A 25,561-nucleotide genomic window follows, 5' to 3' on the forward strand; every position below is an offset into this window, starting at 1 on the left:
ATGGCAGGAGCAGTTCGTCGTACAGGGATCCCCGCGCGGGCGCGGGTCCCCGTGTCCGAGGAGGAACCGTGACCGAGCGCAAGCCGACGGGCGTCAGCATCGAGTCCTGGGTGGACCGGCAGATCCGGGAGGCCGCCGAGCGGGGCGAATTCGAGAACCTGCCGGGCTACGGCAAGCCGCTGGCCTCGCTCGACGCCCCGTACGACGAACTCTGGTGGATCAAGGGCAAGCTGCACCGCGAGGGCTTCTCCCCGCTTCCGCCCTCGCTCGCGCTGCGCAAGGAAGCCGAGGACGCCAAGGAAGCGGTCCGGGCGGCGCGGTCCGAACGGCAGGTGCGGGGGATCCTCACGGCGATCAACGAGAAGATCGGCAAGGCCCTGCGCATGCCCCCGCCCGGGCCGCCCCTCAACCTGGGCACCTTCGACGTCGAGGCCGAGGTCGCGACGTGGCGCGCGGCCCGCGAGGCCGCCGAGCCCGGCCCGAACCCCGAGCCCCCTCGAAACCCCGACGCCTGACCCCGGCGCCTGACTCCGACGCCTGAGCCCGGCGCGCCCGCCCCGGCCCCTGAGTCGCGCGCCCCGATCCCCGCCCCTCACCCGCCCAGTGCGGCCCGCGCCTCGGACCGCACCTGCCGCACCAGGCGCCCCAGCTCCGGTTCCGACGCCGAGTCCAGGTCGACGAACGCCGTGAGCCGCAGCAACCGCGTCAGGCTCTCCCGGAGCACGGCACGAGAGGCCACGGCACGCGAGGCCATGGCAGGAGAGGCCACGGCACGGGATGCCACGGCACGGGAGGCGGGGCTCGCGCCGCCCGCCTCGTCGTCCCGATGGGTCCGCACGATGGCCCGCACCAGCGCCGGAGACCCGGCGAGTGCGGAGCGCCGCGCCATGATCTGGTCGAGGTCGGCCTCGCCGAGCACGTCCAGCAGGTGGTACGGGTCGTCCGCCGCGTCGTCGCGGAGCACGTGCGCGCGGGTCCACAGCCGGGCGAGCGCGTGCCGCGTCAGGTCGGTGCCCTTGAAGCGGTCGGCCACGTACCGGTTGCCCGCGTCGGCGGGCCACCGCCAGACGCACACGTCCGGAAGGAGCACGAGCGCGAGGAACGCCCACACCTGCCGTTGCGCGGCCTCGCCGGGCACCATCCGGCACCCCTCCCGCAGCACCTGCGCCGCCTCGCGGTCGAAGGCGGTGCGCTGCGCCGCGGACGGGGCGGCCGGGAAGCCCTGGTCGTGCGCCACGCGCAGCACGGAGCCCCGGAGTTGGTCGAGTTCGTCGCGCGTGACCCGCCGCCCGCCCGTGGCCGCGTACACGGCCCGCGAGGAGTGGTTGTCGGCCATGGACGCGTGCCCGCCCGCCGGTACCTCGTGGAGCATGCGGAACCGGCGCTCCGTCTCCCCGGGCAGCAGGCGCGGGTAGAGCAGGCTCATGACCCCGGTCCCGGCGTCGCCCGTGACGCGGCTCATGACGTGGCCTCCCTGTCCGTGAGGAAGCGGACACCGCAGTGGACGTCGGCGCGGAACCGCGAGGGGTCCCTGCGCCGGTCGTCCCGGAGTCGTTTGATCGCGTGCTCCGGGGACTCGGTCGGCCGTGCCAGATAGGTGCGGACCAAGGCGCGCACGAGCCCCGCCATCGTCAGGTCACCGTCGGGGTCGTCGGAGGGCGTCTCGTCGACGAAGGCGTCGTCGTCCAGTGCCCGTCCCACCAGGTCGGTCACGATGTCGGCCTCCAACATGCTCCACAGCATTCCCGAGAGCTCGCTCCGCGAGGCCTCCATCGCCTGCTTGACCGTGGGATTGTCCTCGTTGAGGAGGACGAGCAGACTGCCCATCGCGGCCTGCTGCCAGTCCCCGCCGTCCATGCTCACGTACCAGGCCGAGCCGGCGGGGAGCCCGGCTTCCGCGAAGGACACCGGCGCGATCGGCAGCAGACCGGCGCCGCCCTCCAGGTGCACGCGTATCTGATCGCTCCACAGGATGGATCCGCCGCGGGCCGCCACGAACGGCTCGGTGGTCGGCAGATCGCCGGCGAGGACGACGAGGGTCTCCACCGTCAGGAAGCCGCCCAACTCGGAGCTGTCGACCGAGATCAGCACCTCGCAGGTCGCCCGGTCCTGGTGGGGCGCGAGGTCCTGTGCGTGGGCGGACGTGCGGAGCAGCGACGTGGACGGCCAGTGGCGCACGGCCAGGCGCAGCGGCGCGTCGGGCGGCAGCCCGCAGTCCGCGCGCAGCTCGGCGAGGTCGATCTCGACCAGCCGGGCCAACGTGAGGTCCGAGGCGTAGTCCCAGGCGGGCAGCGCGGCCGGCACGGGGTCGCCGGCGGTGTCGCCCAGTCGCCACGGGGCGGCGCGGATCCGGTCGAGGGGTCTGCGGTAGGGCCAGACGCGCACGCTCATGCCCGACCCACCACGCTGATGTCGACGAGCACGTCGGCGACGGCGGTGACGATCAGATCGACCTCCGTGGCGTCGCCGGCGTGGTAGAACACCTCGCCGGCCACGAGGGAGCCGTCCGACGGCAGGCGCCAGCCGTGCACCTCGGGAGGTGTCACCCCCGTCGGGGACGTCCCTTCCGCCACACCGTCACCGGTGAGCACGCGCACCGCGCCCTCCACCCGGTCGGGTCCGTGGACCCGTACCCGCTGCACCACGTACGGCCTTCCGTCGATCATCTCGAAGCGCGGTCCGGCGATCAGGCTCGGCCGGCGGACACCGGACCGCCCGCCGCCCGGGGCCGCTCCGCCGCCCGGACCCGCTCCTGCGCCCGGGGGCGCGCCGCCGACGCCCTGACCGGGCCCGTCCGACCCCGGCGCGACGAAGGGCCCCGCCGGGTGCGCGCCCGCCGGTTGCCCGCCGGGACCGGCCGCGTTCCCGCCGGTTCGCGCCGTGCCGGGATGCGCGCCGGACAGCAGTACCGCGCTGCCCGTTCCGCCCGGTCCCGCCAGCAGGTGGCCCAGGCGCTGGGCCACGGACCCCATGGCGTAGGTGCCGACCTTGACGGCCCTGCGCGCCTGGGCGCCGCTCAGCCGGTCGCACTGTTCCTTCAGCCGACGGCCCGCGGTCCGTACGAACGTCGCCTCGCGGCCCTGCAACTGCTGGTACTCCCACGCGTCGTGGGTCGGCGGCTCCGCCCGGGCGAACGTCTCGTCGAGGTCGCCCAGGACCTTGAAGACCGCCGCGTATCCGGCGTCCGGATTCGACCGCTCGGGCCCCGGGTGGTAGCGGACCACGAGTTCCGGTCCGCGCATCAGACAGACGTGCCGGGGAGCGCCCTCGATGCCCAGCTCACGCGCCGCCGGCGACGTCACGAGGGCGCCGAACGTGAAGGCGTGGGCGAAGTGGCCCAGTTCCTTGAGCGGCTTGCCGCACGACAACACCTGAGCCGTGCCGTCCGCGACCTGGCGGTACGCGCCGGCGAAGAAGGCCAGGGCCGCGTCGGAGCCCTCGTCGGGCACCGGGACGTCCACCCCGTTCGCCGTGACCGTGACGCTCATGCGCCGGTCCCGGTCGGTGAGCAGGATGGGCCACAGGTTCCAGGCCGCGGCGTCGGCGAGGTAGGCGCCCGCCTCCGCCACGGACAGCTCGGGGGTGGTGTCCGAGTCCGGCAGCGTCGGGTCCGTGAGGTCGGGGTCGACCACCACGAGCGTCGTGCCGGTCTCCTCGCCGGCGAACCCGGGTATCCCCAACTCGTGCGCCGCGGCGTCCGCCCCGGCGTCCGTCAGCGGTTCGCAGTGCTCCGCCTCGGGGAGCCCCCACCAGTGCCGGCCGGTGTACCGCGTCTCCCCGTCCCAGAACGACTCGCGGATCGCGACGCCGATGAAACGCGAACGCACCCGCCCGTCGTCGTCCCGGAACCGGGTGTGGGCGAAGACGCAGCCGACCTTCGACATTCGGAACAGGGCGCTCTTGCCGTAGCCGAACGTGCCGCCGCCGGTCGAGCCGCTGCCTCCGTCCCGGTCACCGCTGTTCAGGACGAACCGCGCCCATTCCCGCCGGGCGGTCTTCCCGGCGTCGGAGCGCGTCGGGCCGGCCAGGCCCATCGTGCCCCGGTCGGATATCGCCAGGTAGCGCAGGGACTTCGCCTGGGAGAGCGGGCGGAACATCGTGTCGGAGCGGGTGGTGCCCGACGATGCGCCGGCGAACAGGCGGCGCCAGGCCGCGCTGTGGCCGGCGCCGACCGTGGTCAGGTCGAGCCTGAAGCGCACCACACCCTGATCGGGCAGGCGGGCGTCCCAGGAGTTCTGGGCCGCCTCGCGCACGAGCAGCGTCAGCGGGGACAGGCTGGGGCTGCCCAGTTGGCTCAGCAGACCGCGCGCCGTGATGCCGCCGTCGGCCCGGAAGGGCTGCGCGTACCAGCCTGTCTCGCTCACAGGTCGGCCCCCAGCCGCTTCAGGACGCGCTCCGGTTCGGCGGTGTGCGTGACGGTGTTCAGGTCGATCCGGTACTCCACGCTCCGGACCCCGGTGGGCGCGGTCCCGCCCGCGAAGCTGGCGGGCACGATGCGGGGGAAGTCTCCCGACACGTCGTACCAGCGCTGTTCCGCGGTGAGGAACCGCACCCGGTCGATCGTGGACTCCGCGCCCCGCGGCAGCCCGAGCGCCGTCAGTCGCGTCTCGAAGGCCCCGAGGTCGTCGATCCGCTCGCGGCACGCCGCGAGCAGGTCCGGTACGGAGCGCGCCCCGGGCGCCGCCGCCTCGGTGACGCGCGACCACGCCAGCGTGAGCGTGCCCTCCGGCGGTGTGTCCAACTGATCGACGCCGTGGACGTGGATGACGCGGCCTTCGGCGGCGACGCTGCCCTTGACCTCGATGGCGTGGTGGGCGCCCCGGAAGTCCTGGGGGCAGCCGAGCGGACCCAGCCAGGCCCGGACGGCCTGCGGGTTCACGTCCAGCAGGGCCTCCAGGACGCGGAGTTCGGCGAAGAGTCCGGCCAGGCGCGGCACGGTCCAACTCGTGGACGCCCCCGCCAGCAGCAGCCTCCAGGCGTGCAGCGTACGGACGATGAGCGAGGGGGCCTGATCCGGTTGGGCGAGGATCAGCCCGGCGAGGTCCGCGACCAGCCCCGTGAACGTCCCGGCGAGATCACGCCTGAGGCAGGCGATGTCCGCGTAACGCACCGGGAGGCCGTCGTCGTGCGACAGCGTCCGGGTGGTGAGGCGGACGCCGGCGCTGCGCACGTCGTCCTCGACCCCGGCCGACGGCCCGATCGGCACCAGCAGGTGACGCAGCCCGTCGCCGTCGAGGCCGAGGCGGAGCGCGCCCTGAGGGGTGTCGATCTCCAGCTTCGCCGTGATCACCGAGCCGCCGTGCCCGGGGCCGTGGGACGCCGTGCCGCCCGTCCCCGAGTGGCCCGACCCCGGGCCGCCGGCCGTCCCGGCCGCCCGCCGGTCGAGCGCGTTCCACTGCGACTCGAAGAGCTCACGCAGCCGGACGGTCGCGGCGGACCAGGGGCGCGCGGTCACGCGGCGCCCTCCGGGCCGCCGTCGAGGTCCTGTTCGAGCACCGAGATGTCCTCGTCCTCGTCCTCGCCGGCGGTGGGGAACACGCGCGAGAGATCGGCCTGGAGGTAGTCGTACTCGACGCCGAGGTCCACGCCGCCGGTCGGCTTGGGGAAGACCAGGGCGGCGCCCCAGACGATGTCGCCCGGCGCGTCCAGCGGGGCCCGACCGGCCACCGCCCGCTCCTGTCCCGCCGCGCCGCGCACCGGGACCGGGGCCTTGGCGTCGATCGGGTACAGCAGGATCAGCCCGCGCTCGGGCTGCTGGGAGGTCCGCAGCCGCTGGAGCAGGCTGCGGTTGACCTCCTCGCCCTCGGGGATGTCGAGGTCCAGCGCCTCGTCCCGGGAACCGGTGAGGGTCTTGATGTCGGCGACCGGGTCGCTCACGCCGAGGTCCAGCCGGGTACGGACCACGGGATCCACCGCGCCGCCGTGGGGCAACCCGATCAATCCGCCGCCGGCGGGCCGCTTCCCGACGACTCCCACGTTCCAACTGACCAGACCGCCGGCCTTGCTCCGCTTGCCGATGTACCCGCCGAGCAGGTCGCGGGCGGCGTCGAGGGCCTTGGGATGGAAGCGGTACTCGTCGACGAACGCGAGGACGTATTCCACGGGGATCCCGCGCCACAGGGCCCGACCGGCCCGGGTCTTCGCGTCGAGGGTGCCCTCACGGTGCGCGGCGGCCAACAACCGCGACACCGCGGCCGCGTTGTCCGCGTGCCACCGCTCGTCCTCGGCGGTCTTCTCGCAGGGGAAGTAGCGGGTCTCGACGAGTTGACCGCCGTAGGAGGCGGCGCCGCGCACGGCCCCCTTGGACTTGGCCGGAGAGGTCACCTTCATCTTGGGGTGGGACCTGATGCGCACGGCCATGTCCAGCGGGGTGAGGTGCTCCGTGATGTACCGGTCGATCTCCACGCGCATCTCCGCCTCGACCGTCGCCAGGTGCGTGAACCAGCGACGGGTCTCGGCGGGCATGAAGATGCGCGGCAGGTCCTCGTAGCCGGGGCGGTAGCCGAACCAACGCCCCATCTGGAGGAGGGTGTCGTAGACGTTGGACGAGCGCACGAAGAAGCTGACCACGAGCCCCTCCAGGGTGAGTCCCCGCGAGAGGGTGTTCCCGCCGACGGCGATGACGTTGACGGGCCCGGAGTCGTAGTCGAGGCGATCCGTGCTGCGGTAGTGGTCCATGACGATGCGCGTCCCGGAGACCACCGGCTCCAGGGCGGCGCGCACGGACGCGAAGTCGAGCGGGGGGCCGCCGTCCTGCGGCGTCACGCGACGCGACTCCTCGTCCCACAGGTCGCGGAACTCCCCGACGACGGCGGGGTCGTCCTCCCGGACGCCGTGCGCCGCCTCGTCGCGGAGCGCCTGGAGCACGGGCTGGTACGAGTCGTGGACGCGGGTGTCGGAGTGCGCGTGGATCAGCATCGACGAGTGCCCGTCGCCCTGCCCGCGGACGTGCCGCGCGGCGGTGGCCAGCCAGAACCAGAGGACGGCCCGGCGGAGCGAGGAGGCTTCCTCGGGGGCGAAGTCGGGGATCGCGGACCGTTTCGCCGGTCGTAGGAGGGCGAGTTCGTCGTCGGGAATCGTCCGGATCATGTCGAGGCCGCCGGGGACCTCGGCCGGGTCCTCCAGGTCCAGGGGATTGCGGCCGAAGAGGGTCTCCGGGCCCTGGTAGTCGTCGCCGCGGGGCAGGCTGAGGATGAAGTCGCGCGGGTAGAAGTCCTCCTCGTCCACCGGGTCGACGAGGAGGTTGGCGAACGGCGTCGCCGTGTACCCGACGTAACAGACCTTGGGAATACGGCCGATGACGTCCCGGATGAGCGGATTGATCCTGCGCGTGGCGATGGTCGCCTGGTCCGCCTCGTCGTCGATGATCAGCGTCGGGCAGTTGACGAGTTGCTCGCGCGCCTCCTCCAGCCAGTCCCGCAGCTTCTTCAGCACCGGTCCGTTCTTCTTGACCACCAGGAGCAGGCACTGGTCCTTGGACGCCAGGAAGGACTGGGCGTTCGGCGGCGGCTGGAAGTCGTGTTCCGCCTTGGTGATCTGGTGCCAGAGCGGCGGGTTGAGATCCACGAGGTCGCGGATCAGGCGGGTCTGGGTCTGCCGGCGCAGCGAGTTCGTGACGCCGGACAGGACGATGAACATGCGGTAGCCGCGGTCCGCCGCCTTGCAGCACACCGCCGTGAAGTTGCTGGTCTTGCCCGACTGCACGTGTCCGAGGACCAGGCCGCGGGAGCGGAAGGTGGGGGTGGCCGGATGGTCGAGCATGGCGACGACGCGATCGGAGGCCGTGTCGATCTTCCTGACCTCGTCCCGGTCGAGATGGCGCCCCAACCGCTTCTCGAACGCGGGCCAGTTCCGGTCCCCGGCGCGCGGCCCCGCGTACCAGCGGACGGCGTTCTCCCGCCCCACGGCCAGCGGTTCGCGCAGGGTGGCGATCTCGGTGGTGGCCGCCTCGTGGCGGCGCACCATCTCCTCGATCACCTCGTCCGGCACGAAGAGGTCGTGCAACTGCTGCGTCGCCTCGTGCGGGAGCATCCCGTCGAGCATGCTCTGATAACGCGACCAGGCCGCGTCCATTTGCGGGTTCCCCACCCATGCCTCACAAGTGATTCAGAGTCGACCAGGTGTGTTTCCGGCTGGTCGATACGACGTTCTTCCACGGATCACGCTAGCGAGCGGCGCGGTCGACGGTGATCGATCCGCCGAAGAACGTCATGTCGACCGACGTTCGTGAGGCGGTCGAGGCGGGCTGGGACGGGCGGAGGTCGTACGCCCGGTCGTCGGGTCGTGAGGGGCGTCCTGGAGGCGGTCGCGGGGATGGTGCGGACACGGCTCCCGGCCTCCGTCGCAGGTGGCTGCATGACCGATGATACGAAAATACCCCATGCCGGATGTGTCCGGCCGGTGTTTCGGGAGCCGGTTTCCGGGGCGCCGGCTCAGTCGGCGACGTCGACGCCGTAGGTCCGCGCGAGGGCCGCCAGGCCGTGGTCGTACCCCTGGCCGACGGCGCGGAAGCGCCAGAGCGGGCCGCGGCGGTAGATCTCCGCGAGGACCATGGTGCGTTCGGTCGTGGCGGCGTCCACCGTGACCTGCGCCAGCGGCATCGCGCCCGTGCCCGCCGCCACGGTGACCTGGACGGCGCCGACCTCGCCGAAGGCGGGCGCGCCGTCGATCGCGGCGCAGACGACGACCCGGCGGGCGGCAGGCGGCATGGCGCCGAGATCGATGCCGATCGTCTGCTCGGTCGGCCCGTCGCCGAGCAGCCGTACGGATCCGTTCGGGTTCTCCGGGGCCCCGTAGAAGACGAAGTCCTCGTCGCAGGAGACCTGTTCGTCCTCGTCGACGACGAAGGCGACCACGTCGATCTCGCAACGCGTCTGCTGGGCCCAGGAAGCGCCCACGTCCCAGCAGAACTCTGTTCCCGTACCGGGAAGGTCGATCACCCCGCCCCGCGGCAGTACCCGCGGGGACCGGGCCCGCGCGTCGTCGGCGGGGGTGCCGGCGGGGGAGTCGTGGGCGGAGCCCGCTTCGGAGCCGGCTTCGGAGCCGGTGCGGGGCGCTCCGGGCGCGGTGAGCCAGTCCGCGTCGTGCGTCGGGATCAGCAGGGAGGTGATCCGGGCCATCCGCCGGTCGGTCTCGGCGCCCGGGAAGAGGACGACGTCCGTGACGCTCGCGGAGAGGTTGACGGCGGCGGACCCGCCGAGTTCGACGATCCGGCCGCGGGCCCGCGAGGAGACGGGATGTGTCCCGCCGAGGACGAGGACCCGCCGACCGGTCAACGGCCGCACCCCGGCCGGGACCTCGGGCCGGCGGGCGGGCGCGGCGAGGGACGTGGTCGGTGAGGGGGCGTCGGACGGTGTGGGCGCGGCGGCCGGTGCGGGTGCGTCGGCCGGAGAGGGTGGGGCGGCCGGAGAGGCGGCGGCGGCCGGCGTGGGTCGCGAGGCCGGTGTCGCCTGGTGCGGGATCGCGGCCGTCCTCGTCCCTGTCCCCGCCGTCCCCGTCGCCGCGGGTTCCGCGGTCGTCGGTTCCGTGGCCGTCGGGTTCTCGTGCGGGGTTCCCGGCCGTACGTCGTCCAGCAGTCGGAGGAACGCGCGCTCGTCGACCACCGGGACGCCCTCCGCGATCGCCCGCCGGGCCTTGACGGACCCCGAGGCGGTGTCGTTCGTGACCAGGACGCCGGTGTGTCGGCTGACGTTGCCCATCACGTTCAGGCCGGCGGCGACGGACCGCGCCACGAGGTCGGCGCGCGCGGTCTCGGTGTCGCCCGTGATCGAGATCTTCATGCCCTGGACGAGGGGACCGCCCGCGGCCGGCCTGCCGGGGTTGCGGTACGCACACGGGGTCTTGGGAGCCCTGGGCGCGAACCGGGGGTCCTGCCGGGGCGGGCAGGGGACCAACGGCAACGGCAGGTCCAGCCGGGCCGCCTCCTTCAGGGTGGCGCGCAGGATTCCGGCGAGGACCCGGGTGTCGTCCAGGGCGTCGTGCGCCCGGGTCTGCTTCACGCCGTAGTGGGCGGCCAGCGTCCCCAGGCGCAGGTCCGGGGTCGGCGGGTCCACGCGCCGGTTCAGCGCGAGGGTGCACAGCCGGCGCGCCACGGGCAGGTGGACCCCGGCCCGCGCGAACTCGTGCGCCAGGAAGTCGTAGTCGAACTGGGCGTTGTGGGCGACCAGGACGCGGTCCCGGAGCAGTTCCGCGATCCGCCCCGCGACCTGCCCGAAGGTGGGTTGCCCGCGCAGCCGCTCGGAGGTCAGCCCGTGAACGTGGACGGGGCCGGGATCGCAGCCGGGGTCCAGCAGGGTCGAGAACTCGCCCGTCTGCCGGCCGTCCGGGCCGAGCGTCACCACCGCCACCGAGAGCACCCGATGCTGTCGCGGCGTCAACCCGGAGGTCTCCACGTCCACCAGCGCCCATTCGAGGGCGTAGTCGTGTGGATCGGACACGTCGGCGGCGGCGGTGGAGACGAGACTCATGACGGAAAGAATGATCCGACATTCGTTCCGTCTTCAACCGGAATGCCGATTTGTCCCCTCTCGGGTCGCCGTGGGCGCCGGCGGGGAACTGGGCGGGGAACCCGGCGGTGAACTCGGCGGCGCGGCGAACGGGTGACCTTCGAGAGCCGTCCGGGTCGGGCCGCCGGATGCGCCGTCAGGACCCCGGATGTGCTTGCGGCGCTGCTGCGGAGACTCCGCTGACACGCCGCTGACCTGCACGAAAGCCCTCCCGTGGGGGAGGGCTTCGAGGGGTGGAGAAGTGGTGCCCCCGGCAGGACTCGAACCTGCGGCCAAGTGCTTAGAAGGCACCTGCTCTATCCACTGAGCTACGGGGGCCGGAAGGTGGCCGTGGTGTCCTGGAGCCCCGAGGTGGGGGTGGGACCGTGGGCCGTGCCGGGTCAAGGATAGGGCTCCACTCACCTTGTCCCGGTTGCTTCACCCGCGTGCCACGATGTGGAGGTTCGGTGAAGCGGTCCCGATAATCGCAGGCAGGTGCGATTTTCGCATCGCTTTTGCGCCGCGTCGCCCCGGGTGTTGTGCACTCGTTATGCCTGAGTCCCGCTCGTCCGTCGTGTCCCGGGACGTCTCTCCGGGGTGGCGGTCGGCGCGCAGAGGACGTATAAGCTTCAAAAATGGTCCTAAATTGGGCATTCTTCGCATGTGGTGACCTTGGATGTTCGGCCTCAGCTGCTCGATGCCCTGTCCGCCCTGCGCGACCGGGTCGCGTCCGTGCGTCTGCCGCTGCCCCTGCCCGGCGCTCCGCGCGCCCGCCAGACCAGAGCCGAGCTGCTCGCGCAGCTCGACGACTACCTCGTTCCCCGGCTGAAGGCGCCCGAGGCGCCGCTGCTCGCCGTCGTCGGCGGGTCCACCGGGGCCGGTAAGTCCACCCTCGTCAACTCCCTCGTGGGGAGGCAGGTCAGCGAAGCCGGGGTGTTGCGTCCCACGACACGAATCCCGGTGCTTGTCTGCCATCCGGATGATCATCACTGGTTCGCCGGGATGCGCGTCCTGCCCGACCTGGTGCGGGTCTGGGTGCCCCACGAGGAGGACGAATCCCCTCCCGCGACCAGGAAGCCGCCCCGCGGGAACACCCACGCCACCCGCGAACTGCGGATCGAGACCGTCTCGACCCTGCCGCGCGGGCTCGCCATCCTCGACGCCCCCGACATCGACTCCCTCGTCGTCGAGAACCGCACCCTCGCCTCCGACCTCATCTGCGCCGCGGACGTCTGGGTGATGGTCACCACCGCCTCGCGGTACGCCGACGCCGTCCCCTGGCACCTGCTGCGCACCGCCAAGCAGTACAAGGCGACCCTGGTCACGGTGCTCGACCGGGTGCCGCACCAGGTGCTCGTCGACGTCTCCCGGCAGTACGGGGCCCTGCTCACCCGGGCCGGGCTCGGCGACGTGCCCCGGTTCACGGTGCCCGAGCTGCCCGAGTCCACCGGCGGGGGCGGGTTGCTGCCGGCCAGCGCCGTCGCGCCGCTCTTCGCATGGCTCAGCCACCACGCCCAGGACCCCGCCGCCCGGCAGTACGCCGTCGGGCGGACCGCGCTGGGCGCGCTGGACTCCCTCGGCCGCCGGATGCCGGAACTCGCCTCCGCGGTGGCCGCCCAGCACGCCGCCGCCGTACGGCTGACATCGGCCGTCACGGACGCCTACCGCCGCGAGGGCAAGCGGGTGCGCAACCGGCTCGACAAGGGCGCGGTCCTGGCCGGCGACGCGCTCACCAGGTGGCGCGGCTACCCCCTCGACACCACCGCCGACGAACTGCTCGACTCCCTCGCCGAGTCGCTCGCCGCGCTGCTCCAGTGCGCCGTGGCCGCCGCCGACGAGCGGATCGCGGAGGCCTGGCGGCGCGAACCGGCGGCCGCCGCGGTCGCCCTGCCGGCGCCCGACCGTGAGGCGGCGGACCGTATCGGCATGGCCGTGCGCCGCTGGCGGCGCGTGCTGGAGGAACTCGCCGAGGAGGAGGTCGCGCGGCTCGACAAGCAGCCCGCGCCCGACCCCGACGGCGTCGCGGCCCTCCTGGTCGCCGCGCTCCTCGGCGGCAAGCGGGCCCGCCCGGCGGGCGAGAAGCTCGCCGAGCGGATCGGCGTACAGGCCGCCGTACGGCTGCGGGACCGCGGCGGCGAACTGGTCGGCGAACACCTGGACCAGGTGCTGCGCGCCGAACGCGACCGCCGCCTCGCCCCCCTGGAAGCCCTCGAAGTGACCCCGGAACCACAGGCCGAGCTGATCGCCGCGTTGTCCGTACTGCAGAAGGAGAGGTGACACGATGACCGCCTTGACCGACCGCACCGACGACCGCTGGGACGACGGACTCATCGCGCGATCGCGCCCCCAGACCCTGGAGTTCGACGAGGAGCAGGAGGAGAGGGACGGCGAGGGCGGCGACGACGCGCTCGTACGGGCCGTCTCCGGCGCCGGCAGCGACGGCGGCAAGGTGACCGCGCCCCCGCTCAGCCCCGAGGCGCAGGCCCTGCGCACCCGCCTCGAAGCACTCCGCCAGCTCATCGGGCTCTCCAGGACCCGGATCCTGGACGGCAAGAGCCTCGGCGAAGCCGGACGGATCCTCGACGAGGCCGCGGCGCGGCGCGGGCTCTCGGCCCAGCACACGGTCGTCGCGATCGCCGGCGCCACCGGAAGCGGCAAGTCCACCCTCTTCAATTCACTCGCCGGGGTGCAGATCTCCGAGACGGGTCTGCGCCGGCCGACCACGGCCGCGCCGATCGCGTGCAGTTGGTCGGACGGTGCGGCGGGCCTGCTGGACCGGCTGGAGATCCCCGGCCGGCTGCGACGCCGGCCGCGCGAGACCGCGGAGGCCGAGGCGCTGCGGGGGATGGTCCTCGTGGACCTCCCGGACCTGGACTCGGCCGTCGGCGCCCACCGGGACCACGTGGACCGGGTGCTGGCGCTGGTCGACGCGGTGGTGTGGGTGGTGGACCCCGAGAAGTACGCGGACGCCGTCCTCCACGAGAAGTACCTGCGCCCGCTGGCCGGCCACGCCGAGGTGACGTTCGTCGTGCTGAACCAGGTGGACCGGCTGCCCGGCGAGTCGGCCGACCTGGTCCTGGACGACCTGCGACGACTGCTGGACGACGACGGGATCGCCCTCGGGGAACACGGCGAACCCGGGGCGACCGTCCTCGGAATCTCCGCCCTGACGGGTGAGGGCGTCGGGGAACTGCGCGAGCTCCTCGGACAGTTCACCCAGGAGAAGGGCGCGGCCACCCGGCGCATCTCCGCCGACGTCGACCGGGCCGCGCTGCGCCTCAGACCGCTGTACGTCGCCGACGGGCACCCCGGGCCCGAGATCGGGGAGGTGGCGCGCGCCGAGTTCGAGGACCGGCTCGCCGAGGCCGTCGGCGCGTACGCGGCCGGTCTCGCCGCCGAACGGGCCTGGCGGCGCAACGCCGGCAAGGCCTGCGGGACCCCGTGGCTGCGGCTGTGGCGCTGGTACGAGAGCCGGCGCGCCCCGCGCTCGCTGGCCGGCCTGGCCGCCCTCGCCGCGATCGGACGCACCCCGACGGCGACCGAGTTGCCCGTCGAGGAGGAGGTCACCGCCCGGCAGCGGGTGGAGCAGGCCGTACGGACGGTCGCGGACGAGGCGGTCATCGGGCTGCCCGACCCCTGGGCCCAGGCGGTCCGCGAGACCGCGGTGCGCGGCGCCGACCGGCTGCCGGAGGCACTGGACGAGATCGCGGTGACCCTGGGCACGGCGGTCACCGTGCCCCACGTCAAACCGCCGCGCCCCGGCTGGTGGCCCGCCGCGGTGCTGGCCCAGGCCGCGATGACCCTGCTCCAGATCTACGGCGGCCTGTGGCTGGTCGGGCAGATCGCCGGGGTCCTGCCGCCGCACCTGATGCCGCCGGTGCTGCTGATGGTGGCGGGCATCATCGGCGGGCCGCTCGTCGAATGGGCCTGCTCGATCGCCGCCCGGGGACCGGCCCGCAGGTACGGACAGGACGCCGAACGCCGGTTGCGACAGGCGGCGGCCGGGTGCGGGCGGGCCCGGGTGCTGGAGCCCGTCGCGGCCGAGCTGCTGCGCTACCGGGAGGTGCGCGAGCAGTACGCGACGGTGGCGAAGTTTTCCACAACCCGTCAGTAGTCCACAGGCCTGAGCGGGATCCGGGACGCCGGGCCAGCATGGTCGTACCTCGTGCGGACGGTCCGCACGGGTGCGGCATGCGGGGGAGGGCGACCGGGATGAACGACACCCTGGTGACGCTGGTGGGGCACGTGGCGACGCGGATCGACTTCAAGGAGACGCCGACCGGACCGTCGGCGAGGTTCCGATTCGCGGTGACGCCGAGGTACTTCGACCGGCGGACGGACACCTGGTCGGACGCCGCGACCAGCTTCTTCACCATCTGGGCACGACGGACCCTCGCGTTGAACCTGGCGAGTTCCGTGTCCGTCGGCGAACCCCTCGTCGTGCACGGAAGGCTGCGGGTCCGCGACGATCCGCCCGACGGGGACGGGGCGCGGTGGTTCTCCGCGGACATCGAGGCCGTCGCCATCGGACACGACCTCAACCGGGGGACGGCGGCCTTCCGGCGCGTGGTCACAACGGACACCCCGCTGATGACGGCTCAGAAGGCGGCGGTGGTCTGAGTGTTCGAGGCGGTTAGGATTCCCCGGTACTCACGGGCACCCGGGTCCTCGGCATCCGGGTCCTCGGCCCGAAGGGGAAGACTGTGTCGATCGCTGTTCCCGCATCCTCCGTTCCCGATCCCGCTCCCGCCATCGCCGCACCCGCCACCGCACGCGTCCCCGGACCCGCCGTCCCCGGACGGGGCTCCACACGCAGGTCGTTGGCGGCGGTGGCGCTGTTGGCCGCGGCCCTGGCCGCCACGCCCGGCGCCGCGGTCGCGGCGGACTCCGAGCCCACACCGGGCCGGGCCCCCGAGGGTGCGAGCGCCGTGCTGGACGGGCTGAAGACCTACGGGCAGGCGGTCCTGCGCACCAACGACGGAGCCGTACGGCAGGTCCCGGCCGGACTGCACGAGATGCGGGTCGACGGTGGCGGCATGCTCCAGACCTACGGGGTCGGCGTCGCGGGCTACGCACAACCCGAGGCCCGGTACACCGAGAGCGGCTGGACCGACAGCCCCCTCGAAGGCAAGGACGGCGCGGGCCGGATCCGCTGGGTGCTGGAGCACTCCTACCCCCAGCTCAACGACCTGGCGGAGCTCGCCAAGGCCGCCGGCGCCGCCCCCCTCACCGCGGAGAGCGCCGCCGCCGGCACACAGGTCGCGATCTGGCGGCTGGCGGACGGGGCGCATGTGGAAGCCTCCGACCCGGCGGCGGAACAACTGGCCGACTACCTCCAGCGTGAGGCGGGCCGGATGGCGGAACCGCCGCCCTCGCTGGCGCTGGACCCCGGCGAGGTGTCGGGTGCGGTGACGGGAGCCGTCGGCAGCCGGCTCGGCCCGGTCACGGTGCGCACCGGGGCCCAGAGCGTCACGGTCACCCCCGACGCGGCGGCCCTGGCCATGGGCGTGCGGGTGGTCGACGAGCAGGGGCGGCCGCTGACCGCCGCCACCGACGGCACCCGGCTGTACTTCGAAGTGCCGCCGGGCACGGCCGACGGGCTCGCCTCGGTCATCGTGCAGGGCTCCACGAAGGTGCCCGTCGGACGGCTCTTCGCCAACGGCGTCCCGAACCAGGCGCAGATCGTGGCGGGCTCCAGCGAATCCGCGACCACCGCCACGGCGACGGCGCTCTGGCCGGCGCCCGAACCGGTACCGATGGGCGCCGTGTCCGGTACGGCCGTCCCGTCGGTCGGCTCCGAGCCCACCACCGAGACCGAGGACTCCCCGGCCGGCGAACGCCTCGCGACCAGCGGCAGCTCGGCGGCCACCCCGGTGATCGCCTCCCTCGCGGTCGGCCTGGTGGTGCTGGGCGGCATGGTCGTCCTGCTGCTGCGCAAGCGCCCGCTGGAGGGCGAGCACGACGAGGTCTAGGGCCTGCCTTCGCGGGCCCGGAGCGGTCCGAGAAGGACGGCCCGCGCCCGGTGGCCCGGGTGGCGGGTGGGGTTGGTTCCGGATCCGTGGCGCGGGGTAGGCGCTGAGGATGGCTGAACAGGAATTGACCTGGCAGGGGTCGGTCGCGCGATGGGACCGGCAGTTGTTCGACGCGGTGGCCCGCCGGCACTGGCCCGGGGCCGACCGGGTGCTGCCGAGGTTGGGTCGGGCCGCGAACCACGGCGTGCTGTGGGGTGGTACCGCCGCCGCGCTCGCCGCCTTCGGTTCGGCCCGGACACGCAAGGCCGCCGTGCGGGGGATCACCTCCCTCGCGCTGGCCTCGGCGACGATCAACACCGTCGGCAAGTGGTCCGTACGCCGGCGCCGACCCGTGCTGGAAGGGGTGCCCGCCACCCGGCAGCTGCGCACCCAGCCGCAGACCACCTCGTTCCCCTCCGGACACGCGGCCTCGGCGTTCGCCTTCACCGCCGGGCTGGCGCTGGAGGCGCCGGGGTGGGGCCTCGCGCTGGCCCCCGTCGCCGCGTCGGTCGCGTTCTCCCGCGTCTACACCGGCGTCCACTACCCGTCCGACGTGGCGGCGGGCGCGGCGCTCGGGGTGGCCGCCGGGTTCCTCGTCCGCCGGCTCGCGCGCGACGTGCAGGAGGCCCGGGTCGTACCGGGTGACGAACGGCCGGACGCGGGGGCTCCCGCGCTGCCGGACGGCGACGGCCTGACCGTGGTGATCAACTCCGGTTCGGGTTCCGCCGCCTTCGCCGGCCTCGACGTCCTCAAGCGCCGGCTTCCGAAGGCGGAGCTGGTCCACTGCGAGAGCGCCGAGCTGGAGTCGGAACTGGCCGCGGCGGCGTCCCGGTCCCAGGTGCTCGGCGTCTGCGGCGGCGACGGCACGATCAACGCGGCGGCCACGGCCGCGCTGCGCGCCGGGGTGCCGCTCGCGGTGTTCCCCGGCGGGACCCTGAACCACTTCGCCCTCGACCTCGGGCTCGCAGGAGCCGAGGACACCTGCCGGGCCGTGGCCGACGGGCACGCGGTCCGCGTCGGTGTCGGACGCTTCACCCCCGGCCCGCGGCGCCACCCCGACCCCGCGAGCGCGGCCGAGGCCGGTTCCGCGGCAGGTTCCGAGGCCGGGCGCGAGGAGTCGGGGTACTTCCTGAACAACTTCAGCATCGGCGCCTACCCCGAGCTGCTGCGCCACCGGCTGCGGTGGGCGCCCCGGATCGGGAGCGGCCCGGCCGCGCTGCTGGCGGCGTGGCGGGTGCTGCGGGCCGAGCGGCCCGTACGGCTCAGCCTCGCCGGGCGTCCGCGCAGCGTCTGGCTGCTGTTCGCGGGCAACGGGACGTACCACGGCAGCGGCCCCGCCCCCCGGCGCCGCGACAACCTCGGCGAGGGGCTCCTCGACGTACGGCTCGTCTTCGGCGGCGGTCGTCCCGGCCCGCGCCTGTTGGCCGCGGCCTTCACCGGGCCCCTCAGCCGTTCCCCGGTCCACACCGCCACCCGCCTGCGGAGCCTGAGGATCTCGGACGTGCCGCCCGGCACCCCCCTCGCCTACGACGGGGAGTACGCCAAGGCTCCCACCGCCTTCGTGCTCGACGAGCTGCCGGAAGCCCTCACCGTCTACCGCCCGCGCTGACCGCGGCGCGACGACCACACCCCGCCCGCCCCGGCGCCGCCCACGCGCCGGGGCGCGGTCGTGCCCCGGCCGGAGATCCGCCCCCGCCGCCCGGCCCCGGCCACCCCGCGCCCTCGAGCGCCTGCGGCGAGGCCTGGTCGGAAGCCGTCACGGCACCCGCCGACCCGGGCCGACCCGGGCCGGCCCGGGTCAGGGGGGCCTGACCTACCCATTCGCCCGCAGCTATGGACGACTGGCAAGATGGGGTGTATCTGCCCACCCATCGATCTGCCGGACGGTTTCTCTTGGCTGAGTTCATCTACACCATGCGCAAGACGCGCAAGGCGCACGGCGACAAGGTGATTCTTGATGACGTCACCCTGAACTTCCTGCCCGGCGCGAAGATCGGTGTGGTCGGCCCGAACGGCGCCGGTAAGTCCACCGTTCTGAAGATCATGGCGGGCCTGGAGCAGCCGTCCAACGGCGAGGCGTACCTCTCGCCCGGCTTCACCGTCGGCATCCTGATGCAGGAGCCCAAGCTCGACGAGTCGAAGACCGTCCTGGAGAACGTCCAGGACGGCGCCGCCGACACGATGAAGAAGCTGCACCGCTTCAACGAGGTCGCCGAGCTGATGGCGACCGACTACACGGACGCGCTCCTCGACGAGATGGGCAAGCTCCAGGAAGACCTGGACCACTCCAACGCCTGGGACCTCGACGCCCAGCTGGAGCAGGCCATGGACGCCCTGGGCTGCCCGCCCGGCGACTGGCCCGTCACCAACCTCTCCGGTGGCGAGAAGCGCCGCGTGGCGCTGTGCAAGCTGCTGATCGAGGCCCCGGACCTGCTCCTCCTCGACGAGCCCACCAACCACCTCGACGCCGAGTCGGTGAACTGGCTGGAGCAGCACCTTTCGCAGTACAAGGGTTGCGTCATCGCCGTGACCCACGACCGGTACTTCCTGAACAACGTCGCCGAGTGGATCCTCGAACTCGACCGCGGCCGCGCCATCGCCTACGAGGGCAACTACTCCACCTACCTGGAGAAGAAGGCCACCCGCCTCAAGGTCGAGGGCCGCAAGGACGAGAAGCGCCAGAAGCGCCTCAAGGAAGAGCTGGAGTGGGTCCGCTCCAACGCCAAGGGCCGTCAGACCAAGTCCAAGGCCCGCCTCGCCCGCTACGAGGAGATGGCGGCCGAAGCGGACAAGATGCGGAAGCTGGACTTCGAGGAGATCCAGATCCCGCCGGGCCCGCGTCTGGGCTCGATCGTGGTCGAGGTCAACAACCTCTCCAAGGCCTTCGGTGACAAGGTCCTCATCGACGACCTGTCGTTCACGCTGCCCCGCAACGGCATCGTCGGCATCATCGGCCCCAACGGCGCCGGCAAGACCACGCTGTTCAAGATGATCCAGGGCCTGGAGACGCCGGACTCCGGCGCCATCAAGGTCGGCGACACGGTCAAGATCAGCTACGTCGACCAGAGCCGCGCCAACATCGACCCGAAGAAGACCCTCTGGGCGGTCGTGTCGGACGAGCTGGACTACATCAACGTGGGCCAGGTCGAGATGCCGTCCCGCGCGTACGTCAGCGCCTTCGGCTTCAAGGGTCCGGACCAGCAGAAGCCCGCGGGCGTCCTGTCCGGTGGTGAGCGCAACCGCCTCAACCTGGCGCTGACGCTCAAGGAGGGCGGCAACCTGCTGCTCCTCGACGAGCCCACCAACGACCTCGACGTCGAGACCCTGTCCTCGCTGGAGAACGCGCTCCTCGAATTCCCGGGCGCGGCCGTGGTCATCTCCCACGACCGCTGGTTCCTGGACCGGGTCGCGACCCACATCCTCGCCTACGAGGGTGACTCCAAGTGGTACTGGTTCGAGGGCAACTTCGAGTCGTACGAGAAGAACAAGGTCGAGCGTCTCGGCGTGGACGCGACCCGTCCGCACCGCGCCACCTACAAGAAGCTGACCCGAGGCTGAGGTCGAGGACCATGGCCAGACACCACTACAGGTGCCCCCTCCGCTGGGCGGACATGGATGCCTTCGGGCACGTCAACAATGTCGTCTTCCTCCGCTACCTGGAGGAGGCGCGCATCGACTTCATGTTCCGCCTGGCGCCCGGGGAGGGCAGTGAGTCCTTCACGGGCGGTTCCGTCGTGGCCCGCCACGAGATCGACTACAAGCTGCCGCTCGTGCACCGGCACGAGCCGGTGCTGATCGAGTCCTGGGTGACCCGGATAGGCGCCGCGTCCCTGACCATCCGCTATGAGGTCAAGGACGAGGCGACCGAGTCCACGCCCGAGACGGTCTACGTGCGCGCCGAGACCGTGGTCGTGCCGTACGACCTCGCCGCGGGGCGGCCCCGCCGCATCACGGCCGAGGAGCGGAGCTTCCTGGAGGAGTACCTGGACGAGCCCGGTGACGCCAAGCGCGCCAAGGGCTCGGAAGGGCGCCTCGCGGCATGAACGACCGGTTGCACTGCGCCGACTCCGGGGAGGTGGCGGACCTCGCCGCCTTCCTGGGCCGGTTGGTGCACTACGATCGCGCCGCCGCCGTCCGCCTGCAGGCGCGGGCGGGCGGTGGCGCGCTCGCCGTTTTCGGGCGGCCGCCGTCCTTCGAGGTACTGGCCGTCCGCACGGTGCGGCTCGCCGCGCCCGTCGGGACGCCCCTGGATCTGACGGTGTCCGCCGGTGAGCTGCTGGAATCGGTGGACGAGGGCGCCGCGAGCGTCGTCGTGCCCGGCCCGGTCACCGGACCGCCCTGGGCGGGCGTCCTGCCTCCGCGCGGCGGCTGGGAGCCGGTGGCGGGCCTGCCCGGCCCCGAGGCGATGCGGGCCGCCGTGGCGGGCGCCGTCGCCGAGTTCCGGGCCCGGGACGAGGCCCTGCCCCCGCAGCACCGGACCCGGTCCGAGCGCGACCGCATCGGCCGCGAGATCTGGTCCCGCACGCTGGGGGACACCGAACTTCCGCTGCGCGTCGTGCACGCCGCGCAGTCCCTGGGCTTCCTGCGGCCGGTACGGGCCTCCGTGCCCGCCGGTCCCACCGGGCCGCCCGCGGCCCCCGCACCGGTGGCGCTGCTGGCGTCCGGGGGATGGCTGCGGCTGCGCACCCCGTACGGGTCCGTCGCCATGCGCCGCCCCGGCGGGACCGGTGGCCTCGGCGCCCTGCTGGTCCGGCCGGTCTAGGCCGTCTCTTCCGGATCTTGCCTGACCCACGCCGCCCGGCACCGCACCTCGCCGCGTCGTCGAGGCACCCGAGGACGTCCAGTGATCGGGAGCCTCTCCGCCTTGCGATGCACGGCACCGGACGACGCGGGCTTGACCGGCAAGATCCGAAAGAGACGACCCAGGGCCTGTCCTACGGATCATGCCGGGCTCGCGGGGCCTCGCGGCGGGTGCGTTCCGCCGCCCGCCTCAGCCCGCCGTGTTGATCATCGATGCGGCCGCGTACGTCAGGTACCGCCACAGCTGCGCCTCGTGCTCCGGCGCCAGGCCCAGCTCGTCCACCGCGACCCGCATGTGACCCAGCCACGCGTCGTGCGCGGCCGCGTCCACCTGGAACGGCGCGTGCCGCATCCGCAGGCGCGGGTGCCCGCGGTTCTCGCTGTAGGTGTTCGGGCCGCCCCAGTACTGCATGAGGAACAGCGCGAACCGCTCCTCGGCCGGCCCCAGGTCCTCCTCCGGGTACATCGGGCGCAGCAGCGGGTCTTCCGCGACACCCTGGTAGAACCGGTGGACCAGGCGGCGGAAGGTGGCCTCGCCGCCCACCAGCTCGTAGAAGGTCTGCTCCTGGACCGTGCCCTGCGGATCGTCATTCACCTGACCATCGTCTCAGACGCCCGGACCGAGGACCGGGGTCCTAGGACTGGGGTCCCAGGACCCTTCCCACAAGCCCGGGACCCCGCCCGCCACGCCGCGACGCGCGGGAACACGCCCGACCAGCGTTGGCCTTCGCCCCCGCAGGGCAGCACAGTGGAGACATGGGCGCAGATGCCGAAGTACGCGACCTGCGCGAGACCGCGCACGCGGCCCAGGTCATGGAGTTGATCGCGGCCGGGGCCCTGGACGACCCCGACTGGCGTGCGGCCTTCGCCGCGGTGCCCCGGCACGTCTTCGTCCCGTACTTCTGGACCGGTCGTGGAGCCGGACACGAGCGGCTCTGGGCCGAGGACCCGGACCCCGAACGGCGGGCCCGCTGGCTGCGCGGCGTGTACACGGATACCCCGCTCGCCACCCGGCTGCGCGATGGCGAACTGGTCTCCTCCAGCAGCCAGCCCTCCCTGATGGCGAGGATGCTGGCGGCGCTGGAGGTCCGTGACGGGAACAACGTGCTGGAGATCGGCGCGGGCACCGGCTACAACGCGGCCCTGCTCTGCCACCGGCTCGGCGAGGAACTGGTCACCACGGTGGACTTGGACGAGGAGATCACCGAGTCGGCGCGGGCGCACCTGGCGCAGCTCGGCCTGCACCCGACCGTCGTCACCGGCGACGGGGCGCGCGGCTGCCCCTCCCGCGCCCCCTTCGACCGGATCCTGGTCACCTGCACGCTGCCGCTGATCCCGCACGCCTGGCCGGCCCAGTGCCGGCCCGGGGCGCGCATCCTGGCCCCGCTGTCGACCGGGCTGATCGCGCTCACCGTGCGGGACGCGGACTTCGCGGAGGGCCGGTTCCTGCACACCTCGGCGTACTTCGTGCCGCTGCGCGGGGCGGGCGCGGCCCCGCACGCCCCCTCGCTGCCCCCACACGGACTCCCGTACGAGCTGGTGGACAACGAGCGCTTCCAGTTCCTGCTGATCCTCACCGAGGGCGTCCTGCACCCCCGGGAGGCCCTGGACCTGTGGCGCCGCGAGGGGCGCCCGGCGCGCGAGCGGTTCGGCGTCACGCTCACGTCGGAGGGACAGTGGTCGTGGCTCGACGACCCCCAGGGCCCGTACGTGTGGCCGCTGGGGGAGGTCGGGACGACCGCCTAACCCCGACGGACGGTGATCGTGGTCCAGGCGCCGACGTGGACCTGGTCGCCGTCGCCGAGGGGGATCGGGACGTACGGCTGGATCGGTTCCTCACCGCCGTTGATGGTCGTGCCGTTGGTGGAGTTCTGGTCCACCACCGCCCAGCTCCCGTCGGGCTGCTGGACGAGCACCGCGTGCTGGTGGGAGACGCCCGGGTCCTCCGGGGGCACCGACAGGTCGATGTCCGGGGATTCGCCCGAGGAGGCGCGCCGGCGGCCGATGGTGATCTGCCCGCCGGAGAGCGCGAGATGCTGCTCGGGGGAGTACGCGGGCAGGTTCAACCCGGCCGCCTCCGGGCCGCTGCGCTGCATCATCGCCATGAAGTACGAGCGGTCCGGGCCGACCGTCGCGCTCCAGGCGCCGCCGACGTGCGACGGAGCCTGACCCTGGGACCCGTAGTGCTGTTGCTGCTGGTGATGCTGCTGCGCCTGGTGCTGCGGGACCTGCTGTTGCTGATGCTGCGAGTGCTGCTGGTACTCCTGCTGCAACTGCTGCCCCTGCGACTGCTGGGGCTGCGGAGGTTGCTGGTATTCCTGCTGCGGCGGAGGCTGCTGTTGGTAGTGCGGCTGCTGGTACTCCTGCTGGAGGGGCTGCTGCTGGTGCGAGGGCTGTTGGTGTGACTGCTGCGCGTGCGACTGCTGCCCGTGTGCCTGCTGCTCGTGCGAGGGAGGCGGCAGCAGCCAGTCGTCCTCGCGCTGGAGCGGCTCGGCCGGCCGGTTGACCCGGGACGGCCGCGAGCCCTGGTAGTCGAAGTGGTCCTGCGAGAACGTCGGCGGGGCCTGCGGCGGCGGGGGAGGCGGGGTCCCCACGCTCCCGGTGCCCGCGGCCGGGCCCGTCTCCTGGGCGAGCGGCGTGTACGAAGTCGCCGAACGTGTCAGGAAGTTGTACCGGCACTCCTCGCAGAACGGGGCCATGGCCTCGCGCGGCGTCCGGCACTGCGGGCACAGCTCCGCCTGCGCGGTCGGCTCACCGGCCGTGGGAGGGTAGCCGTAGCCGTAGGAAGGCGCCGCGGGGGCGCTCGTGGCGGCAGCCATGCGGTGGCCGCAGACCTCGCACCAGTCCTCGGAGGCGGACTGGTGCCCGTTCGGGCAGGTCGGCATGGCTACGCTTCCCCCTTCTCCCTGCGTCATCGCGGCAGGTCTCTTCTCAGGTCTTCTTCACTCGGACGGTCTGCGTCGAACGCGTTTCAAGGGTCATCTCGTCGGCATCGGCGACCTTCGCTTTCAGCCGCACAGTACCTGCCGCCGCGTCCACGACATCCACCACCTTCGCCAGCAGTTTGGCAGTGTCCGCGTTGCCGGACGCGCTCGCCAGTTGTACCGCGCGTCCGAGTTTGGCCGTCGCACCATCGACATCGCCCAGTTTGCGTGCTTCCAAACCTTGTTGGATGGCCTGGGCCAGCTCCGCCTGGCCGGTGTAGTGCGCCACCTGCGGGCTGATCGCCGTGGAAGCGACGAGGTCGTCGGTCCACACCGCCCGCACCAGACCCTGGGCGAGGACGGTCGGCGTCCCGCCCGCCGCGTCCGGCACGATCAGCGTCGCGCGGGCCGCCAGCATCTCCTGCCCGACGGCCGCGCCCGGGACCCGCACGCACACGTGGTACTCGCGGGACTCGTCGCCCCACGAACCCGTCGGGTAGTCGCCGGCGCGCGGACCGGCCTCGGTACGGCGGTCGGTCAGGTCCTGGACGGTCGGCGCGACCTGCTTCACGTACCGGATCTCCACGCCGACCGGGGTCCACAGGCGCAGCGCGACGTCCGCGACCTCCTTGCCCATGGCGTTCTCCATCATGCGCGTGAAGTCCTCGGTGAGGTGCGCGGGATCGGCCACGATGTCGGCGCTGCCGAGCAGCGCGCTCGCGATGCCGGTCACCTCCTTCACCTCCCAGTCGGTCCCCACACCGCGCGCGTCACAGGTGAAGCGACCCGCGCAGGCTTCGAGGGTGGCGCGCAACACGGCCGGTTCCTCGTGCTCGTTGCGCCCGTCGGTGAGCAGGATCCCGTGCCGGATCGTGGCCTGCGACTGCCGCAGCAGCCCGTCCGCCAGCCGCAGCCACGTCCCGATGGCGGTGCCGCCGCCGGAACCGAGGCCGCGCAGGGACTCCTTGGCCTGCGCGCGGGTCACCGCGTCGGCCGTGGCCAGCCGGCCCTGACCGGGGTAGACCTCCCTGGCCACGTGCGTGCCCGCGATCACCGCGAAGCTCGTGCCGTCGCGCAGGGTGTCGATCGCGGCGGCCGTGGCCTCGCGGGCACCGCGCATCTTGTCCGGCGGGTACTCCATGGACCCGGAACAATCCACCATGATCACGACCGCGGCCCCGCCGGGAGCGGGGACGGCGGCCCGGGTGGCGGTGGCCCCGCCGCTGGAGGTGACCGTGACGATGGCGTGGACGTCGCGGCCGCCCTCGGGGAGGAACTCGTTCTGGTACACCTCCACGCTGAAGCGCGGGGCGCTCGGCTTGGCGAAGTTCGCCATCGATGG

At 73.1% G+C, this 25,561-nt stretch carries 19 protein-coding genes and 1 tRNA gene; 10 read left to right on the plus strand and 10 right to left on the minus strand.

Translation table 11 applies throughout. From position 1 onward, the window contains the following. The first annotated feature begins 68 nt into the window (after positions 1-68). Positions 69-515, plus strand: a complete 447-nt coding sequence (locus OG906_RS22155; protein ID WP_329445177.1) for a J-domain-containing protein — start codon at positions 69-71, stop codon at positions 513-515. Between the two features lie 77 nt (positions 516-592). On the opposite strand, the gene OG906_RS22160 is transcribed toward OG906_RS22155, so the two are convergent. The 7 genes from OG906_RS22160 to OG906_RS22190 all read right to left on the minus strand — a co-directional run bounded on the left by OG906_RS22160 (position 593) and on the right by OG906_RS22190 (position 10,823). Then, complete coding sequence (locus OG906_RS22160; RefSeq protein WP_329445179.1) at positions 593-1,462, minus strand: DUF6339 family protein; 870 nt, start codon at positions 1,460-1,462, stop codon at positions 593-595. Next, positions 1,459-2,391 carry a hypothetical protein gene (locus tag OG906_RS22165; RefSeq protein ID WP_329445181.1) on the minus strand — a complete coding sequence of 311 codons (933 nt, stop codon included), beginning with the start codon at positions 2,389-2,391 and terminating at the stop codon, positions 1,459-1,461. Before OG906_RS22165 ends, OG906_RS22160 begins: the two co-directional genes overlap by 4 nt. Beyond that, entirely contained in the window at positions 2,388-4,364 is a 1,977-nt protein-coding gene (locus OG906_RS22170) for a hypothetical protein (protein WP_329445183.1), read from the minus strand. Before OG906_RS22170 ends, OG906_RS22165 begins: the two co-directional genes overlap by 4 nt. Next, on the minus strand, positions 4,361-5,455 hold the full coding sequence (locus OG906_RS22175) for a PD-(D/E)XK motif protein (protein WP_329445185.1): 1,095 nt from the start codon (positions 5,453-5,455) through the stop codon (positions 4,361-4,363). Before OG906_RS22175 ends, OG906_RS22170 begins: the two co-directional genes overlap by 4 nt. Further along, positions 5,452-8,073: a Z1 domain-containing protein gene (locus OG906_RS22180; protein WP_329445187.1), complete on the minus strand. Its 2,622-nt coding sequence runs from the start codon at positions 8,071-8,073 to the stop codon at positions 5,452-5,454. Before OG906_RS22180 ends, OG906_RS22175 begins: the two co-directional genes overlap by 4 nt. Positions 8,074-8,432: 359 nt before the next feature. Continuing rightward, positions 8,433-10,466, minus strand: a complete 2,034-nt coding sequence (locus OG906_RS22185) for a DEDDh family exonuclease (RefSeq protein WP_329445189.1) — start codon at positions 10,464-10,466, stop codon at positions 8,433-8,435. A gap of 281 nt (positions 10,467-10,747) precedes the next feature. After that, positions 10,748-10,823, minus strand: a tRNA-Arg gene (locus tag OG906_RS22190). Positions 10,824-11,156: 333 nt separating this feature from the next. Between OG906_RS22190 and OG906_RS22195 the strand changes: the two genes are divergently transcribed. From OG906_RS22195 to OG906_RS22230, 8 genes are all read left to right on the plus strand, one after another. After that, positions 11,157-12,761, plus strand: a complete 1,605-nt coding sequence (locus OG906_RS22195) for a dynamin family protein (protein WP_329448093.1) — start codon at positions 11,157-11,159, stop codon at positions 12,759-12,761. A 4-nt stretch (positions 12,762-12,765) separates the two neighbouring features. Then, complete coding sequence (locus OG906_RS22200; protein WP_329445190.1) at positions 12,766-14,598, plus strand: GTPase; 1,833 nt, start codon at positions 12,766-12,768, stop codon at positions 14,596-14,598. A gap of 98 nt (positions 14,599-14,696) precedes the next feature. Continuing rightward, on the plus strand, positions 14,697-15,104 hold the full coding sequence (locus tag OG906_RS22205) for a single-stranded DNA-binding protein (protein WP_329445192.1): 408 nt from the start codon (positions 14,697-14,699) through the stop codon (positions 15,102-15,104). A gap of 83 nt (positions 15,105-15,187) precedes the next feature. Next, a complete protein-coding gene (locus OG906_RS22210; protein ID WP_329445194.1) occupies positions 15,188-16,456 on the plus strand; it encodes a thioester domain-containing protein in 1,269 nt (422 codons plus the stop codon). A gap of 109 nt (positions 16,457-16,565) precedes the next feature. Further along, entirely contained in the window at positions 16,566-18,104 is a 1,539-nt protein-coding gene (locus OG906_RS22215) for a bifunctional phosphatase PAP2/diacylglycerol kinase family protein (protein ID WP_329445196.1), read from the plus strand. A gap of 284 nt (positions 18,105-18,388) precedes the next feature. Further along, entirely contained in the window at positions 18,389-20,053 is a 1,665-nt protein-coding gene (gene ettA / locus OG906_RS22220; protein WP_078998307.1) for an energy-dependent translational throttle protein EttA, read from the plus strand. Between the two features lie 11 nt (positions 20,054-20,064). Beyond that, positions 20,065-20,538 (plus strand): acyl-CoA thioesterase, encoded by a 474-nt coding sequence (locus OG906_RS22225; RefSeq protein WP_267825361.1) that lies wholly within the window; start codon positions 20,065-20,067, stop codon positions 20,536-20,538. Next, on the plus strand, positions 20,535-21,257 hold the full coding sequence (locus OG906_RS22230) for a hypothetical protein (protein WP_329445199.1): 723 nt from the start codon (positions 20,535-20,537) through the stop codon (positions 21,255-21,257). The genes OG906_RS22225 and OG906_RS22230 overlap by 4 nt, the downstream gene beginning before the upstream one ends. Positions 21,258-21,485: 228 nt before the next feature. Here OG906_RS22230 and OG906_RS22235 read toward each other — a convergent pair whose 3' ends face one another. Then, positions 21,486-21,890 carry a globin gene (locus OG906_RS22235; RefSeq protein ID WP_267799379.1) on the minus strand — a complete coding sequence of 135 codons (405 nt, stop codon included), beginning with the start codon at positions 21,888-21,890 and terminating at the stop codon, positions 21,486-21,488. A gap of 161 nt (positions 21,891-22,051) precedes the next feature. On the opposite strand from OG906_RS22235, the gene OG906_RS22240 reads away from it, so the two are divergent. Further along, on the plus strand, positions 22,052-23,041 hold the full coding sequence (locus OG906_RS22240; protein WP_329445202.1) for a methyltransferase domain-containing protein: 990 nt from the start codon (positions 22,052-22,054) through the stop codon (positions 23,039-23,041). Here the strand turns inward: OG906_RS22240 and OG906_RS22245 are convergent. Together OG906_RS22245 and OG906_RS22250 are read right to left on the minus strand one after the other, a co-directional pair. Beyond that, entirely contained in the window at positions 23,038-24,180 is a 1,143-nt protein-coding gene (locus OG906_RS22245) for an FHA domain-containing protein (protein ID WP_329445204.1), read from the minus strand. The genes OG906_RS22240 and OG906_RS22245 overlap by 4 nt on opposite strands. Before the next feature lie 46 nt (positions 24,181-24,226). Then, on the minus strand, positions 24,227-25,555 hold the full coding sequence (locus tag OG906_RS22250) for a vWA domain-containing protein (RefSeq protein ID WP_329445206.1): 1,329 nt from the start codon (positions 25,553-25,555) through the stop codon (positions 24,227-24,229). Positions 25,556-25,561 lie beyond the last annotated feature (6 nt).

The organism is Streptomyces sp. NBC_01426 (genome assembly GCF_036231985.1).
In the GTDB taxonomy this organism is placed as follows: domain Bacteria; phylum Actinomycetota; class Actinomycetes; order Streptomycetales; family Streptomycetaceae; genus Streptomyces.

Excerpts from the sequence above, each read along its gene's own strand:
- OG906_RS22240 (WP_329445202.1), top strand. The coding sequence starts at position 22,052 with ATGGGCGCAGATGCCGAAGTACGCGACCTGCGCGAGACCGCGCACGCG.
- OG906_RS22185 (WP_329445189.1), bottom strand. The coding sequence starts at position 10,466 with ATGAGTCTCGTCTCCACCGCCGCCGCCGACGTGTCCGATCCACACGAC.
- OG906_RS22225 (WP_267825361.1), top strand. The coding sequence starts at position 20,065 with ATGGCCAGACACCACTACAGGTGCCCCCTCCGCTGGGCGGACATGGAT.
- OG906_RS22180 (WP_329445187.1), bottom strand. The coding sequence starts at position 8,073 with ATGGACGCGGCCTGGTCGCGTTATCAGAGCATGCTCGACGGGATGCTC.
- OG906_RS22205 (WP_329445192.1), top strand. The coding sequence starts at position 14,697 with ATGAACGACACCCTGGTGACGCTGGTGGGGCACGTGGCGACGCGGATC.
- OG906_RS22165 (WP_329445181.1), bottom strand. The coding sequence starts at position 2,391 with ATGAGCGTGCGCGTCTGGCCCTACCGCAGACCCCTCGACCGGATCCGC.
- OG906_RS22250 (WP_329445206.1), bottom strand. The coding sequence starts at position 25,555 with ATGGCGAACTTCGCCAAGCCGAGCGCCCCGCGCTTCAGCGTGGAGGTG.
- OG906_RS22245 (WP_329445204.1), bottom strand. The coding sequence starts at position 24,180 with ATGCCGACCTGCCCGAACGGGCACCAGTCCGCCTCCGAGGACTGGTGC.
- OG906_RS22200 (WP_329445190.1), top strand. The coding sequence starts at position 12,766 with ATGACCGCCTTGACCGACCGCACCGACGACCGCTGGGACGACGGACTC.
- OG906_RS22215 (WP_329445196.1), top strand. The coding sequence starts at position 16,566 with ATGGCTGAACAGGAATTGACCTGGCAGGGGTCGGTCGCGCGATGGGAC.
- OG906_RS22230 (WP_329445199.1), top strand. The coding sequence starts at position 20,535 with ATGAACGACCGGTTGCACTGCGCCGACTCCGGGGAGGTGGCGGACCTC.
- OG906_RS22160 (WP_329445179.1), bottom strand. The coding sequence starts at position 1,462 with ATGAGCCGCGTCACGGGCGACGCCGGGACCGGGGTCATGAGCCTGCTC.